The 15,223-nt window shown below is 36.4% G+C and carries 13 protein-coding genes and 2 pseudogenes; 11 read left to right on the plus strand and 4 right to left on the minus strand.

The window, feature by feature from the left end; translation table 11 throughout:
• Positions 1-314 (plus strand): RNA-guided endonuclease InsQ/TnpB family protein (locus ACFQ3N_RS09920; RefSeq protein ID WP_390361940.1); only part of this gene is annotated, 314 nt, incomplete at its 5' end.
• A 164-nt stretch (positions 315-478) separates the two neighbouring features.
• On the opposite strand, the pseudogene trhA reads toward ACFQ3N_RS09920, so the two are convergent.
• A pseudogene (trhA, locus tag ACFQ3N_RS09925) lies at positions 479-853 on the minus strand (PAQR family membrane homeostasis protein TrhA); the annotation flags it as partial.
• A gap of 78 nt (positions 854-931) precedes the next feature.
• Positions 932-1,846, minus strand: a pseudogene (tnpB, locus tag ACFQ3N_RS09930) (IS200/IS605 family element RNA-guided endonuclease TnpB); the annotation flags it as partial.
• A 454-nt stretch (positions 1,847-2,300) separates the two neighbouring features.
• Between tnpB and cbpB the strand changes: the two are divergent.
• The 5 genes from cbpB (at position 2,301) to ACFQ3N_RS09955 (ending at position 6,564) form a co-directional block, all read left to right on the plus strand.
• A complete protein-coding gene (gene cbpB, locus ACFQ3N_RS09935) occupies positions 2,301-2,744 on the plus strand; it encodes a cyclic-di-AMP-binding protein CbpB (protein WP_390361942.1) in 444 nt (147 codons plus the stop codon).
• A gap of 95 nt (positions 2,745-2,839) precedes the next feature.
• Positions 2,840-4,327 (plus strand): MDR family MFS transporter, encoded by a 1,488-nt coding sequence (locus ACFQ3N_RS09940; protein WP_390361944.1) that lies wholly within the window; start codon positions 2,840-2,842, stop codon positions 4,325-4,327.
• A gap of 68 nt (positions 4,328-4,395) precedes the next feature.
• Positions 4,396-5,115, plus strand: a complete 720-nt coding sequence (gene dapD / locus ACFQ3N_RS09945; RefSeq protein ID WP_390361946.1) for a 2,3,4,5-tetrahydropyridine-2,6-dicarboxylate N-acetyltransferase — start codon at positions 4,396-4,398, stop codon at positions 5,113-5,115.
• 13 nt (positions 5,116-5,128) lie between these two features.
• Positions 5,129-6,250, plus strand: coding sequence for an N-acetyldiaminopimelate deacetylase (locus tag ACFQ3N_RS09950; RefSeq protein ID WP_390361948.1), 1,122 nt, complete (start codon positions 5,129-5,131; stop codon positions 6,248-6,250).
• Positions 6,251-6,321: 71 nt separating this feature from the next.
• Complete coding sequence (locus ACFQ3N_RS09955) at positions 6,322-6,564, plus strand: YkuS family protein (protein WP_390361950.1); 243 nt, start codon at positions 6,322-6,324, stop codon at positions 6,562-6,564.
• Positions 6,565-6,708: 144 nt separating this feature from the next.
• On the opposite strand, the gene ACFQ3N_RS09960 is transcribed toward ACFQ3N_RS09955, so the two are convergent.
• Positions 6,709-7,542, minus strand: coding sequence for a mechanosensitive ion channel family protein (locus ACFQ3N_RS09960; RefSeq protein ID WP_390361952.1), 834 nt, complete (start codon positions 7,540-7,542; stop codon positions 6,709-6,711).
• A gap of 317 nt (positions 7,543-7,859) precedes the next feature.
• Here ACFQ3N_RS09960 and ACFQ3N_RS09965 point away from each other — a divergent pair, with 317 nt between their 5' ends.
• From ACFQ3N_RS09965 to ACFQ3N_RS09985, 5 genes are all read left to right on the plus strand, one after another.
• Complete coding sequence (locus tag ACFQ3N_RS09965; RefSeq protein WP_390361954.1) at positions 7,860-8,402, plus strand: peroxiredoxin; 543 nt, start codon at positions 7,860-7,862, stop codon at positions 8,400-8,402.
• 127 nt (positions 8,403-8,529) lie between these two features.
• Entirely contained in the window at positions 8,530-8,982 is a 453-nt protein-coding gene (locus tag ACFQ3N_RS09970) for a TlpA disulfide reductase family protein (RefSeq protein ID WP_390361956.1), read from the plus strand.
• Between the two features lie 418 nt (positions 8,983-9,400).
• Positions 9,401-11,152, plus strand: coding sequence for an ABC transporter ATP-binding protein (locus tag ACFQ3N_RS09975; protein WP_390361958.1), 1,752 nt, complete (start codon positions 9,401-9,403; stop codon positions 11,150-11,152).
• 12 nt (positions 11,153-11,164) lie between these two features.
• Positions 11,165-13,006 (plus strand): ABC transporter ATP-binding protein, encoded by a 1,842-nt coding sequence (locus tag ACFQ3N_RS09980; protein WP_390361960.1) that lies wholly within the window; start codon positions 11,165-11,167, stop codon positions 13,004-13,006.
• A gap of 525 nt (positions 13,007-13,531) precedes the next feature.
• Positions 13,532-14,197, plus strand: a complete 666-nt coding sequence (locus tag ACFQ3N_RS09985; protein WP_390361962.1) for a potassium channel family protein — start codon at positions 13,532-13,534, stop codon at positions 14,195-14,197.
• Positions 14,198-14,960: 763 nt separating this feature from the next.
• Here the strand turns inward: ACFQ3N_RS09985 and ACFQ3N_RS09990 are convergent.
• Positions 14,961-15,215 (minus strand): hypothetical protein, encoded by a 255-nt coding sequence (locus ACFQ3N_RS09990; RefSeq protein ID WP_390361964.1) that lies wholly within the window; start codon positions 15,213-15,215, stop codon positions 14,961-14,963.
• Between the last annotated feature and the right edge of the window lie 8 nt (positions 15,216-15,223).

Consider the following 15,223-nt stretch of genomic DNA (forward strand, 5'->3'; position numbering starts at 1 on the left):
ATGCTGTTGTGATTGAAGATTTAGATATGAAAGGGATGTCGCAAGCTCTAAAGTTTGGTAAAAGTGTTGCTGATAATGGTTGGGGAATGTTCACTTCTTTCTTACAATACAAACTAAAAGAACAAGGGAAACAACTTATCAAAATTGACAAATGGTTCCCATCCACCAAAACTTGTTCTAATTGTGGTTCAGTAAAAGAAGTCAAATTATCTGAACGTACCTACCAATGTGCTTGCGGTCTAAGTCTCAATAGAGATTACAATTCGGCACTCAATATCAAAAAAGAAGGCATTCGCTTATTAGCAAGCGCCTAATAAAAATATAAACTTTTGGAACAAGAGGGTTAGCTTGGTCAATTTCGTCTGCTACCAAAAGTGACGATTACCCAAGAAGCCCCCACTTCAAGCAACCCGTAAGGGTGGTAAGTGGTGGGAGTAGTTCACAAAACGTGTTATCCACTTGGATAAGACGCTTAACACTAAATCACATAATAAAATACGGTAAAGAAATGAAATGTTGAACCGGCAATAACAAATAGATGCCAGACTGTATGATGGTACGTAAATGGACGAAACATATAGAAAATGGCTCCGACGGTATACAAGATTCCTCCGATCATAAGTAGCATGATGCCATTACCATGCATAATACGTGTTAGAGGATCCCAGATAATGATAATTAACCATCCCATTAAGAAGTAAAAAAGCGTTGACAGGATCAGGAACTTTTTTACGAAAAATATCTTGAATATTACTCCTATTAGTGCAATGCCCCAAACAACACCAAATAAAATCCAACCTAGTTCACCTCGTATATGTACGAGTAAAAAAGGTGTATAAGTACCTGCATTGAACTACCCGCCACTTACCGACCTTGCGGCCTGATTGAAGTGGGGATTCCTAAGAACACCAGCGTAACCGCTAGTTATTGATTAGTCTACCCCCGTAGTCCCTACGGTTAGAAGCCTTATAGCCTCATTTTTAAGATTTAATCCTGCGTTAATATCGCGGTCGTGGAATGTTTTGCACGAAGGACATTCCCATTCTCTTAACCCTCGATCTTTAACGTCTTTATTTTTGTAGCCACAACACGAACATAGTTGAGAACTCGGAAAGGTTTTACCTACTTCTACTACTGACTTACCATACCACTCAGCTTTGTATTTCAACATCGTCTTGAATCGATACAAGGAAACGTCAGCGATCGCTTTAGCACTCCTCTTATTTTTCATCATGTTGGATACTTGCAGACTCTCTATTCCGATTACATCGTGGTTTTTGATGATATCCGTAGAGGTCTTATGTAAGAAATCAGTACGCTTTTTTTCGATTTTCTCATGAATTCTGGCAACCTTTGTTTTTTGTTTATACCAGTTGCTTGAACCAATGACACGTCTTGAAAGGATTTGTTGGGCTTTTATAAGCTTTTCTTCTAAGGACTTGAAATAGCGGTCATTTTTGTATTTCTTGCCATCTGAAAGGATAGCGAAGTCCTTTAATCCTACATCAACACCTGTACTAGAGTTTGTTTTAGTTAATTCGCTTACTTCTGTTTCTGCAACAATAGATGCAAAATACTTTCCGCTTGGATTACGCCTAATCGTCGCATTGATAATACGACCATCTATTTCACGACTTTTGGCATAACGAACGAGCCCGAGCTTTGGTAGCTTGATATGCTTTTCTAAAACATCCATATTGCCGTTCGTTTGTTTTGTACTATAAGACTGCACGTTATTCTTTTTACTTTTAAAGCGAGGTGCTTTAGTTTGTTTTTTATAATAGCGTTGATACCCGTCGGCTAAGTTTCCAACTGACTTTTGTAGTGAAATACTGTCTACCTCTTTTTAGAAAACTTGGCTTTCGCCATTATGGCTTGGCGATAAGCCAAGTTTTCTAATGAATGTATGAATTTTCATTTTCGATTCCTTCTTTATTTCGTAAGTATTTTAATCATAAGACGAATTAAATATGTATGACTTACGCTTATTTTTATTTTAATTCGTCTAAAGGTTAGACAATTCAATGTCTGCTTCATATTATATATAGGGATTTACTTTATAATGTTACTTTTGAACCTAAGCGTTTAACATGTTAAAAGGTTGTTCCGAAGATAAGGTTTTTCTAATTAATATAAGACTTCCTATCTGAAAATATTTTGGAATTTCTATCGTGTAAAAGATGTTTCCTATTATTAAGTATGGTAAACTATTTATGTGGAAACGAATGTTTATTCCTTTTCCAAAGATATACCCCATAAGTATAAAGTGATGTTTACTATTCAAAAAGGGGCGTTTACGAATGAGTATGATACAAGATAAGCAATTGACAGATATTGTAGTAGAAGATTTAATGATTTCTTCTGAAAAGGTAGCACATGTGCAACTAAATAATCCATTAGAACATGCCTTATTGGTTCTAGTGAAATCAGGCTATTCAGCTGTTCCGGTATTAGATTCAACATATAAATTAGTAGGTACAATTGGAAAGACGCTAATTCTAAATCAAATTTTAGGTCTTGAACGTTTTGAGATGGAAAAGCTATCAGACATGCGTGTTCATGAAGTGATGCATACAGATATACCTTCTATTGCTAAAGAAGATTCGTTTATGGATGGGTTGAAGGCTATTATTAATTATCCATTTGTTTGTGTAGCAGATGAAGAAGGATACTTTGATGGCATCTTAACTAGACGGGCTATCTTAAAGCATATACAACGGGACTTGTATACGACTAAACAATAAGCATTGAGTTTCTTGATAATTTACACCCTTGCCAGTTTATAATGGACTTGGGTGTTTTTTATGGATTAAAATACTGCAAAAAGCAGGGATTACATATGGAAGATTTTATAAAAGAAAAAAAAATGAAACGACCTCTAGTTTTGGTTGCTGTAATGTTAGGTATGTTTCTTGCTGCTATTGAAGCAACAATTGTTGCTACTGCTATGCCAAGTATTGTTGCGGACCTGGGCGGTTTTTCCCTTTATAGCTGGGTGTTTTCAGCCTATTTATTAACGAACGCAGCCACTGTATTAATATTTGGTAAACTATCAGATATATTTGGCAGAAAACCTATATTCGTTATTGGTGTCACGATCTTTTTAACAGGTTCAACCCTTAGTGGTTTTAGTACTTCTATGGTTATGCTTATTATATCAAGATTTATCCAAGGTATAGGTGCAGGCGCTTTAATGCCCATTGCGACAACCATTGTTGGTGACATTTATAATAAAGAGGAACGTGCGAAAATTCAAGGTTATCTAGCTAGTGTATGGGGGATTTCAGCTGTCTCTGGCCCGCTTCTTGGTGGTTTTTTTGTAGATATATTAAACTGGCGTTATGTGTTTTGGATGAATATTCCCTTAGGTATTTTGGCAATGTTAGGTATTATTTTCTTCTTAAGGGAAGATATCAAAAAGAAGAGAAGTTCCATTGATTATGCAGGAGCGATATGGATCGTTGTTTCTGTGTTTTCCCTGATGTTTATTTTAGTTGAGGGCGGCGTAAGCATTGCTTGGAATTCCTTCGTTATGGTTGGTTTGATCGGTACAACCATCATTGGATTAGTATTATTTTTTTATCAGGAAAGAAGAGCATCTGTACCAATGATGCCGTTTGACATTTGGAAAATACGTATCATTACTGTTGCTAATTTGACATCACTTACAACAGGTATGATTTTAATTGGTGTCTCGAGTTATTTACCAGCTTTCGTGCAAGGAGTCATGGGGTATTCAGCTACAATTGCAGGATTCACCTTAACAACAATGTCAATTGGATGGCCAATAGCTGCCACAGTAGCTGGCAAGTTATTATTAGTCATTGGATACCGGAATACTTCTTTATTAGGCGGGGTTTCCTTAATTATTGGAGGTATATTGTTTTTCCTCTTAACTCCTGAAAAAGGTCCCATATGGGCAGGGACTGGATCTTTCTTTATTGGTGTTGGGATGGGTCTCACTAATACTTCCTTTATTGTTGGAATTCAAAGTACAGTAGGCTTTGAAACACGTGGGGTAGCTACCGCTGCCAATATGTTTATGCGTTCATTAGGAAGTGCGCTTGGTGTGGCATTACTTGGGGGATTATTAAACGGCAAAATTAATACATTCATAGAAAATGAAGGATTAGCGGATCGTATTTCCGTTGACTCAGCTAACAAATTATTAGACCCTCACCAAAACGCATCATTGACTGAACAAGCTAAATTAGTGTTGCAAGAAGGGTTAACTTCAGGACTGCATCTTGTTTACACTGGTATTCTGGTATTAGCTTTGATTAGTTTTATACTTATAAATTTTATGCCAAAAAAGGAAAATGAGTAGTTGTTTCTTGCGAGGTAAATCATGGTCTGCTAAAGTAAAATAAATAGATGTTGTAGGAGGAAGTAGAAGTGAAAATGATGGATGCAAATGAAATTATCAGCTTTATTTCAAACAGTAAAAAAAGTACTCCCGTAAAAGTTTATGTAAAAGGGGAGCAGCTTGATCAAGTAACATTCGGAGAAACGGTACAAGCATTTGTAGAAAAAACGAGTGGTGTAATCTTCGGCCAATGGAATGATATAAAAGAAGTATTGGATAGTAATTCAGAGACAATTTCAGATTATGTTGTAGAAAATGACCGAAGAAACTCGGCTATTCCATTACTTGACTTAAAAGGTGTAAATGCTCGAATTGAACCAGGAGCTGTTATACGTGATCAAGTCGTAATCGGTGATGGTGCAGTGATTATGATGGGATCTATGATCAACATTGGTGCAGTCGTTGGTGAAGGTACTATGATTGATATGAATGCTGTATTAGGAGGTCGTGCAACGGTTGGGAAGAATTGTCATATTGGTGCAGGTACTGTTTTGGCCGGAGTTATTGAGCCACCATCAGCAAAACCTGTTGTTATAGAAGATGAAGTAGTAATTGGTGCAAATGCTGTTGTTCTTGAAGGAGTGACAGTAGGAAAAGGTGCAATTGTTGCAGCAGGAGCTATAGTAACAAAAGACGTTGCTCCTAATACGTTAGTTGCTGGAACACCTGCAAAGGTTCTTAAAGAGATCGATGAAAGTACAAAATCAAAAACAGAAATTAAGCATGAACTTCGTAAATTAGACGAGTAAGTAGGGGATATGGATGGAACTTTCAGACTTACAAACCATTAGAAGAGAATTGCATCAAATTCCAGAATTGGGTTTTCAGGAAGTGAAAACCCAATTATATTTATTAGAAAAAATTCAACGTATGAAAAAATCACATGTGGAGTTTCAAAAATGGAAAACTGGTTTAATCGTACGAGTGGCAGGAGTGAATGCTTCTAAGACAATAGGATTTCGTTGTGATATCGATGCATTACCTATTAATGAACAAACCAATTATCCATTTCAATCGATCCATGAAGGCAGAATGCATGCTTGCGGACATGATTTTCATATGACGATAGCACTTGGAGCATTACAGGAAATTATTGAAAATCCACTTAACGATCATGTTGTTTTTATTTTTCAACCAGCTGAAGAAGGACCAGGCGGAGCGTTACCAATGCTTCAGTCGGAAGAACTTAACAAATGGAAACCAGATGTCATATTTGCATTGCACATTGCACCGGATTTACCTGTTGGTACTGTATCAAGTAAACCCGGATTACTTTTTGCAAATACAAGTGAACTGTTCATTGATTTTGTAGGTAAAGGTGGACATGCTGCTTATCCTCATTTAACCAAAGATATGTCAGTTGCAGCCAGTAGTTTTGTTGTTGAACTTCAGCAAATTGTTGCTCGGGGACTTGATCCACTAGAATCTGGAGTTATTACAATTGGAAAAATGGAAAGTGGATTTGTACAGAATGCGATCGCTGAAAATGCGCGTTTGGAAGGAACAATTCGAACGATTGATCCAACAACAATTGATACGGTTAAACAAAAAATTGAAATGATGGCTAGAGGTTTTGAAATCAGTCATGATTGTTCGATTTCCATTGATTATGGGGCTAACTATTATCAGGTCTACAACGAAGAGCGTTTTGTTGATTTATTTGCTAACACTGTTCAACAAGCAGGAATTACGTATCAAGAAGCTTCAGCTGCTATGACCGGTGAAGACTTTGGCTATATGTTAAAAGAGATTCCTGGTTTTATGTTTTGGCTAGGTGTTGAATCTCCTTTTGGCTTACATCATGCCGGGTTACAGCCCAATGAACAATCCCTTGAGGTCGGAGCTAAGACTGTTGTTAACACGATCCAGGCTCTCTCTGTTTAAGTGTATACCTTCTCTTGTTTTGGAAAAACTAGGTACGAAACTTTTCTATTAACCAGAGGAGGTAAGGAAAAATGGCACGAATCGGTGTGGAAGGATCATTAACAGATGTAAAAGAAGCACTTATGGAAATGGGTCATGAAGTGGTAGATTTACGTTCAGAAGAGGATGCAGCGTATTGTGATTGTTGTGTTCTATCAGGACAGGACAAAGATGTAATGGGCATGTCAACCACGAGTATCGCCGGACCAGTGATCAATGCTCACGGCTCTAATGCAGAAGATATTTGTCAAATGGTCGATCAAAAATTAAGCTAATTTACTTATAAATAAGGCTATCCCATAGTGGGATAGCCTTATTATCTATAGCTTCTGAAGCTATAAATTTTGGATTCTGTAGATAACTTAGTAATTGTGTAAGTCACTTCCAGCTTCTGTGACTAGAAACTTTGGCTTTTACTCCTATGATTCTTTTTGAATAAATACTTGATGTGGATATGGGATTTCAATATTTTCAGTATCAAACATTTCCTTAATTCGTTTTCTCATGTCACGTTCACAGCCAAATTGTTCTCCATTCTCTGTTTGTCCGACAACTCTAAGCACTACATCTGATGAGCCAAAGCTTTGTACTCCTAAAACGTTAGGTCCATCCTTAAAGCGCTCATCTGTTTGAAATTCTATACAAACCTTTTCCAACACAGTAATTGCTTGATCAATATTATCATGATAGCTAATGCCAATATCAACAAGTGCCCGCATATTACCTCTTGAATGGTTGGCAACACCTTCAATATGACGATTCGGCACGAAATTTAATGTTCCATTAAAACCACGGATTTTTGTAGTACGTAACCCTACTTCTTCAACAATCCCATCAAATCCTCCTGCAGTCACATAATCGTCAATTTCAATCTGTCTTTCCAGTAATATGAAAAAGCCTGTTACGACATCACTTACCAGACCCTGTGCACCGAAACCAACTGCTAATCCAATAATCCCAGCACCTGCTAGCAGTGGTCCAATATCAAGGCCTAGAAGAGCAAATAACATGATAATGAATATAAATATCATGACGTAAGAGAACAAGTTAACTAAGAGCTTTTCTAATGTTCTTACCCGTCCAGGCGAGATCCTTTCATTCTTACCAGCTCTTTGTATGGTCTTTTCAATAGCTTTTCTGCCAATCGGTACAAAAATAAGGAATGCAATAATAAGTAGTAGTATTTTTGCAATAATTGGTCCTATTATACTTACGATCTCACTTGGATCTAGTGATATTCCAAAAATATCCATATGTATTCTCCTTTCAAAAACCACATATCATTCACTATCTTTTCAATAAATACCCTTTTAAGTAAGCTCGTAAACTATACATCTTTTGTTATTCTCAATTAGTGGACAACTTCTTCTGTAGGTGTTAGTGTAGTTTTAGTTTGTGATGTTTAGATTTATGCCAGTTGGAAATAATGACATCATGTTACTATATGATATAAATTGTGACAAAATCTTGTCCTTTTTATATTAATTATCACTTAATATTGACTTAAATTAAGTCCTGGATTATAATTTACGTTGGACAAAATTTAATACTTAATTCGGAGGGATTACATATGGCAGAAAGAATGGTAGGCAAACAAGCACCACGTTTTGAAATGGATGCTGTAATGCCAAACAAAGAGTTTGGGAAAGTAAGTTTAGAAGAAAATATGAAAAACGATAAGTGGACTGTCCTTTTCTTTTATCCAATGGACTTCACATTTGTATGTCCAACGGAGATAACTGCAATGTCAGATCGATATGATGAATTTGAAGATTTAGATGCAGAAGTAATTGGGGTTTCAACAGATACGATCCATACACATAAAGCATGGATTAATACATCACGTGATGATAATGGATTGGGTGAATTAGAATATCCATTAGCAGCAGACACAAACCATGTTGTATCACAAGATTATGGAGTATTAATTGAAGATGAAGGTGTTGCATTACGAGGATTATACATTATCAATCCAGAAGGCGAATTACAATACCAAACCGTTTTCCATAACAACATTGGCCGTGATGTTGATGAAACATTACGTGTACTACAAGCACTTCAAACTGGTGGCCTTTGCCCAGCAAATTGGAAACCAGGTCAAGAAACATTATAAAACGTTTTTCATATATAAATATGGATAATATAGAAAGGAGCTGCCTCATCATTTGGATATTTCTTTACAGCAAAGAAACCATCTTTAGCTGAGTCGGCTTCTTTTTAATACTTCAGGAGGTAGCGAAATGAAATTAAGATCTCACATGCCTGAACTAGAAGGCGCAACAAAATGGTTTAATAGTAAAGCAATCGAGAAAAGCGATTTGATTGGTAATCAACCGACATTAATTCATTTCTGGTCTGTTAGTTGCGGATTATGTAAGGAAGCAATGCCAAAAGTAAATGAATTTAGAGATGAATATAAAAATAACTTGAATGTAATTGCAGTTCACATGCCTCGATCAGAAAAAGATTTAGATCTTGATCAGATTAAAGACGTTGCAAAAGAGCATGATATCTCGCAACCGATTTTTGTTGATAATGACCATACATTAACCGATGCGTTTGAAAATAAGTATGTACCTGCATACTATGTTTTTGATGCAGAAGGTAAACTAAGACACTTTCAAGCGGGTGGAGGCGGCATGAAAATGCTCCGTAAACGTGTTAATCGAGTGTTAGGTGTTACGGATAAATAAAGTCTTCCTTGCAAAACTCTGGCTAACTAGCCGGAGTTTTTTTCGGGTAGTAAAGGAAAGATATAAAGTGAAAGTTATGTATATTTATCTACAGAATCTGCCACGTTCAGCGCAAAATCCTAGACAATCGAGACATAAGCAGAATCGACTCCCGTGTGGAAAGGACGTCCACACTATGCGATCTGCTTATGCTTGTCGTTTCTTTCAAGGCGCTTGCGCTTTTGTTTTGTAAAAAAAAATTTTTTCAAAATATTTGACGACAAAACAAGTATCTCTTATGTATAATATATAGTTATAATTTGCGGAAAAATGGGTGAGTTAAAAAACTTTAAAAAATTAAGTTAAAAGTGTAGCATTTTATTTCGGAACCCGTTATATTAGTAGTTACGTGAAATGTACATCAGGAGGAGGGAGTACGTTGGATACATTTAAAAAATTAAAGCATTTTTATTGGCCTTATAGGAAGTATTTCTTTATATCACTGGTTTTTTTATTATTTGTAACATCCATAACAGTTGTGTATCCAATCATTATACAACAAACAATAGATGAGGTAGTGGCGAAGGATCGGTATTCATTAATACCTTATATTGCTGTTATATTTTTTATCTTAATGTTAGTAAAAGGATTGGCGACATATTATCATCAGTACCTGGGAGATTTATTTGGGATCACATCTGTATATAAATTACGTGAGGCTTTATATGAAAAGCTGCAAGTGTTGTCATTTAAATATTATGATAATGCTAAAACAGGTGATTTAATGTCGAGGCTAACAGCAGATGTAGAAGGATTTCGCTTTTTCCTTTCTGTTGGTTTTGCAGAGCTTTTACGCATAACCTTACTCATATTGTTAAGTTTAAGTGTTATGTTTTATTATTCAATACCACTAGCTCTTGTAACAATGGCTGCTATGCCATTTTTAGCAATTGTAGTATTTCAATTTGATAAACGTGTCCATCCGGCATTTCGAAAGATAAGAAAGTCGCTTGGTCTATTAAATACACGTGTGCAAGAGAATATAAGTGGGATGAACACGGTAAAATCATTATCCAGAGAAGATTTTGAGATAGGAAGGTTTTCATCTAGTAATGATCATTATCGCCAAAATTATTTGAATACTGCTAATATTTGGGCAAAGTATTTCCCTTTAATGGAGTTTATCGGGAACGTTTGCGCTGTCGTACTATTAGCATTTGGTGGTTATTTAGTTATTAATGGTGGTCTTGCTCTTGGTGAATTAGTCGCATTTTTTAGCTTGGTTTGGTATATAATGGGACCTCTCATGAATTTAGGTTTTATTATTAATCTATTCTCACAATCGAAAGCATCTGGAGAACGGCTGCTAGAAATCTTAGATGCCAAAGAAGACATAGTCGAAAAAGATAATGCTATAGACACATCCATCAAAGGACATGTTTCATTTAATAATGTCACTTTAACGTATGTTGAGGACGATGATTCTGCGTTGAAAGATATAACGTTTGATGCACCATCTGGAAAAACTATCGGATTAATAGGTGCAACCGGTTCTGGTAAAACAAGTATTACACAGTTGATCACACGCTTTTATGAGCCTGAAGAAGGGAACGTATTAGTTGATGGTAGACCGGTATCTGAATATAAATTAAAAACATTACGTAAGCATATTGGCTTTGTTTTACAAGAACCATTTTTATTCTCCACTTCAATAAGACAAAACATAGCATATGGAAATCCGGATATGTCAGAAGAGCAAATCATAGATGCCTCCAAAAGGGCGCAGGCACATGACTTTATCATGGAAATGCCTGAAGGGTACGACACGATGTTAGGCGAACGTGGAATGGGATTATCAGGTGGTCAAAAACAGCGTATTGCGATTGCAAGAGCTATTTGTATTGATCCAAGTATTCTAGTATTAGATGATGCAACGTCAGCTGTGGATATGGAGACGGAATTTAAAATTCAAAAAGCTTTAAAAGAAGTAATGAAGAATCGAACTACGTTTATTATTGCTCATAGGATTTCGTCGCTTAAACATGCAGATGAGATTTTAGTGTTGGAAGACGGGGCTATTGTAGAAAGAGGAACACATGATGAATTAGTAACAAATAAAGGAGCTTATCAACGTATCTATGATATTCAGTATCAAGATCGTGAAGCTATTATGAATACAGCTCAATTATAAGGGGGGAGCAACTTGGCTAATCATAAAGAAAATAAAGAAGGCAGTCGTCATTTGAAACGATTCTCATACACCGTCGATCAAGCAGTTGAAAAGCCTTTTAACTGGAAACAGATGTTGCGCCTACTAATATATGTGAAACCATATTCTAAAACATACTTACCTGGTGCAATTATTGCCATGTTGATTTCAACCGCAATCCGTTTAGCTGTACCATTATTAATAGGTAAGGTAGCTATAGACGTTGCGATTGCAAACGAGGATCCCACCATGCTTACTTATCTCGTTCTTGTCATAGGTGTATTGTATTTAATAAGTTATGTAGGAAACGTGTTTCGGATAAAATGGGTTAATATTCTTGGACAGAATGTCATATTTGACATACGTCAGCACCTTTTTGGTCATGTGCAACGCTTGTCACACCGATTTTTTGATCAACGTTCAGCAGGTTCGATATTAGTTCGGATTATGAATGATATTAACTCATTACAGGAGCTTTTTACAAACGGTATCATTAATTTATTAATGGATGTAGTTACCCTTTTAGGTATCGTTGTCATATTGTTTGCATTGAGTCCTAAATTAGCGTTAGCTGTCATTATTATACTGCCAATTATGTTTTATATTTCGACTCAGCTTAGACGCAAAATTCGTCGTTCCTGGCAGGATGTACGTATTCAGCAATCTCGCTTGAATTCTCATTTAAATGAAAGTATTCAAGGAGTGCGAATTACACAATCATTTTCACAAGAAAAAGAGAATAATGAATTCTTCGATGGTATAAATACAGATAATTATTACAGCTGGCGTACAGCAACCAGAAAAAGTGCTATGTTCAGACCCTTTGTTGAAATGAGTAATGCAATAGGGACCATTATTCTAATTTCATATGGAGCTTATTTGATCCTGTTAGGTGAAGAAAATGGTGGGATTGCAATCGGTACTTTTGTTACGTTTGCCTTCTTTTTAGGGATGTTTTGGGAGCCAATATCAAGACTTGGACAAATGTATAATCAGCTATTAATGGCCATGTCTGCATCTGAACGTATATTTGAGTTTTTGGATGAGCAACCAAATGTAGAAGAGATAGAAGGTGCATTTGAATATACTGACATGAAAGGTGAAATTGATTTTGACCAAGTACAATTTTCATATAATGCAGACCGCATCGCATTACATGAAATTTCATTAAAAATTAAACAGGGCCAAACAATAGCACTAGTAGGCCATACAGGTAGTGGTAAGTCCACAATTGCTAATTTAATTAGTCGCTTTTATGACCCAACACATGGTGCCGTTAAAGTCGATGGCCATAACTTACAGGATGTCTCTTTAAATAGTTTAAGGCAAAATATTAGCGTCGTACTGCAGGATACGTTCATATTCTCTGGAACCATTATGGAAAACATTCGTTTTGGTCGTCCTGATGCAACAGACGAGGAAGTCATGGGGTCAGCTAAAGTTGTAGGTGCTGATGAATTTATTCAGCGTTTGGCAGAGGGGTATGAAACAGAGGTTGAGGAACGAGGAAATATACTATCAGCTGGTGAAAGACAGTTATTGTCATTCGCTAGGGCTCTGTTGGCTAACCCACGTATTATAATACTGGATGAGGCAACAGCCAGTATTGATACAGAAACTGAGGTAAAAATACAAAAAGCTCTTCGTACTTTGTTACATGGAAGAACGGCAATAATAATTGCACACCGCTTATCAACTATAAGAGACGCTGACAATATTTTTGTATTGGAAAATGGGAAAGTTCTTGAAAATGGAAGTCATAAAGAATTAATGAATCAACATGGCGAGTATTTCCATTTAGTGAAATCACAATTTCAAATGATAGACGCTATTTAACTAACCAAGCAGCTCCTGATGTAATGGCAAAAGGAGTTGTTTTTTTAGGTAGTTTTCGTACGCATTGTTACTTTTTTATCTTCGTAGTTGACATAAACTACCGACGTAACTTGAGATGATGGTTGATGCTTATACTCGCTCTGGAAATACACTACGCGCACCTTAGGGTGGCTGGCGAGCTTCTTCATGCTGACGCATTTTTAGAATCTCACCATGCCTTTCCTCACGCAGGACAAGGAAACAGCACGTGTCTGAAGACCCCATAGGAAGCGGTTTTCACTTCTGAGGAGGCTGAAGCCGTGCCCGCGGAAAGCGACTGCCCGGAGCGACAATCACGTTGATATGTCGCATTATATATCTATTCTCTCAAAAGCAACAATCTTTACGAAAACAGCCTTTTTTTATTAAGGATCTTTTAGAAAACAGCTTTTATTAAAGAAAAGACTACTAACAATTTTACTCTTTAATATAGTGTGATAGACTAAGTAAAAGTAGTAAAGTAGTAAGAATGATGGAGGAAATGGTATGAAACGAGATTTTGCAGTTATAGGACTAGGGCGATTTGGTGGTAGTATATGCCGGGAATTAAGTATGGAAGGCATGCAAGTGTTAGCAATTGATAATGATGAAGATAAAATAAATGAGTTTAAAAATATTGCATCACATGCCGTGATAGCAGATTCAACAGATGAGGCTACTTTAAAAGAATTAGGAATTAAGAACATTGATCATGTCATTGTGGCAATTGGTGATAATATTCAAGCAAGTATCTTAACTACAGTAGTATTGACAGATCTTGGCATAAAGCAAATTACTGTTAAAGCTCAAAATGATTACCATGAAAAGATACTTAACAAGATAGGTGCGGATGTAGTAGTACATCCCGAAAGAGACATGGGAAAGCGGATTGCACATAATATTATATCTAATAATATTCTAGATTATCTGGAACTTTCAGATGATCACAGTATTGTTGAGGTTAAAGTAGGGGATAAGATGCGTGGTAGAACATTAATTGACTTGGATATCCGAGCTAACTATGGTTGTAACGTTGTAGCAATCAAACGTGGTAAAGAGATTAATGTTTCACCTGATGCTGAAGATATGTTAAAGGAAGAGGATGTATTAATTGTTATTGGTTCAGATAAAGATATTTCGAGATTCGAGAAACAGCTCGTAATTGAAGATTAATTAGAAAAGGATCTGTATCGTTTAGCGATACAGGTCCATTTTAATTGCTGAGGAAATTATAAATTTTGGAGCATCCTCCTTACGGTAATTTGTGATAAAGCTTGATGAAATGTGAACTTTGGCTTTTAGATTGTGAACTTTGGCCACTTTGGTAAAAGCTTCGGCCAATTTACCCTAACCTTTGGCTTTTAGCTCAAATATGCTCCGCTAACCTCGGAAAATAAGACTTTTTTCCGTTGTACCTGATTGCAAATGTCGGTTCCTTTTACCATTTCTGGCTTACCGTCATGGCCATGATGCTTTAACGATCCAACCTTTAGATGAAAAGTTGTTTCATCAATGTTGTTTTACCAGAATTTTTGTACTCCTCTACTTGTACTATAGGAAAATTCGCCATATCAAACATCTCATTTTTGAATAAGAAAATAGGAGAAAGCCTAAATTGCTTTTATCTACCAAAAAAAGGCTGATCCATAAATATGAATCAACCTTTAGTTAATCGTTTCGGCTTCGTCAAGCTCCAACATCCCTGCTGCTAGTACGACTTCTGACACAGTCCATACATCCCTACGACAGATAGGGTAAGGAAAGGCATCGCATGAAGATTTTCAAAGACGTGGGAGCTAAGCGTGTAAGGATATTTACACTTCCGCGTTCATCAATCTAGAATGCCTAGTGCTATTTTTGCATAACGGGACATTTTATCTTTGCCCTATGGTGGACTCCAAACGATGTCTACACATACTTCTTTTGCTTCTGAACGTTAAAATTGATTATTATTTTGGTGCAAATTTGACATATCGCTTTGTGCTTGAGTATTTGTATCTCGTTCATGTTTTGCAGCATTAAAGGGGATTCCAGTTGAACGGCCATTTTTTTTATTTTTTCGGTCTTTAATTAGTGTAAGTATGACAAGTAGTAAAACTGGAATAGCGAAATAGAGCCACAACATTGTAACACCACCGATACGTGTAGATTTTAAAAAGGGATGACATTGGTTACTTATAACGAATGTCATCCCTTGAT

This window comes from Virgibacillus byunsanensis, from assembly GCF_042675965.1.
Taxonomy (GTDB): Bacteria; Bacillota; Bacilli; order Bacillales; family Amphibacillaceae; genus Virgibacillus_R; species Virgibacillus_R byunsanensis.

Bases quoted from the DNA above. Each gene is read 5' to 3' on its own strand.
- cbpB (WP_390361942.1), top strand. From the start codon at position 2,301: ATGAGTATGATACAAGATAAGCAATTGACAGATATTGTAGTAGAAGAT.
- ACFQ3N_RS09940 (WP_390361944.1), top strand. From the start codon at position 2,840: ATGGAAGATTTTATAAAAGAAAAAAAAATGAAACGACCTCTAGTTTTG.
- ACFQ3N_RS09950 (WP_390361948.1), top strand. From the start codon at position 5,129: ATGGAACTTTCAGACTTACAAACCATTAGAAGAGAATTGCATCAAATT.
- ACFQ3N_RS09955 (WP_390361950.1), top strand. From the start codon at position 6,322: ATGGCACGAATCGGTGTGGAAGGATCATTAACAGATGTAAAAGAAGCA.
- ACFQ3N_RS09960 (WP_390361952.1), bottom strand. From the start codon at position 7,542: ATGGATATTTTTGGAATATCACTAGATCCAAGTGAGATCGTAAGTATA.
- ACFQ3N_RS09965 (WP_390361954.1), top strand. From the start codon at position 7,860: ATGGCAGAAAGAATGGTAGGCAAACAAGCACCACGTTTTGAAATGGAT.
- ACFQ3N_RS09970 (WP_390361956.1), top strand. From the start codon at position 8,530: ATGAAATTAAGATCTCACATGCCTGAACTAGAAGGCGCAACAAAATGG.
- ACFQ3N_RS09985 (WP_390361962.1), top strand. From the start codon at position 13,532: ATGAAACGAGATTTTGCAGTTATAGGACTAGGGCGATTTGGTGGTAGT.
- ACFQ3N_RS09990 (WP_390361964.1), bottom strand. From the start codon at position 15,215: ATGACATTCGTTATAAGTAACCAATGTCATCCCTTTTTAAAATCTACA.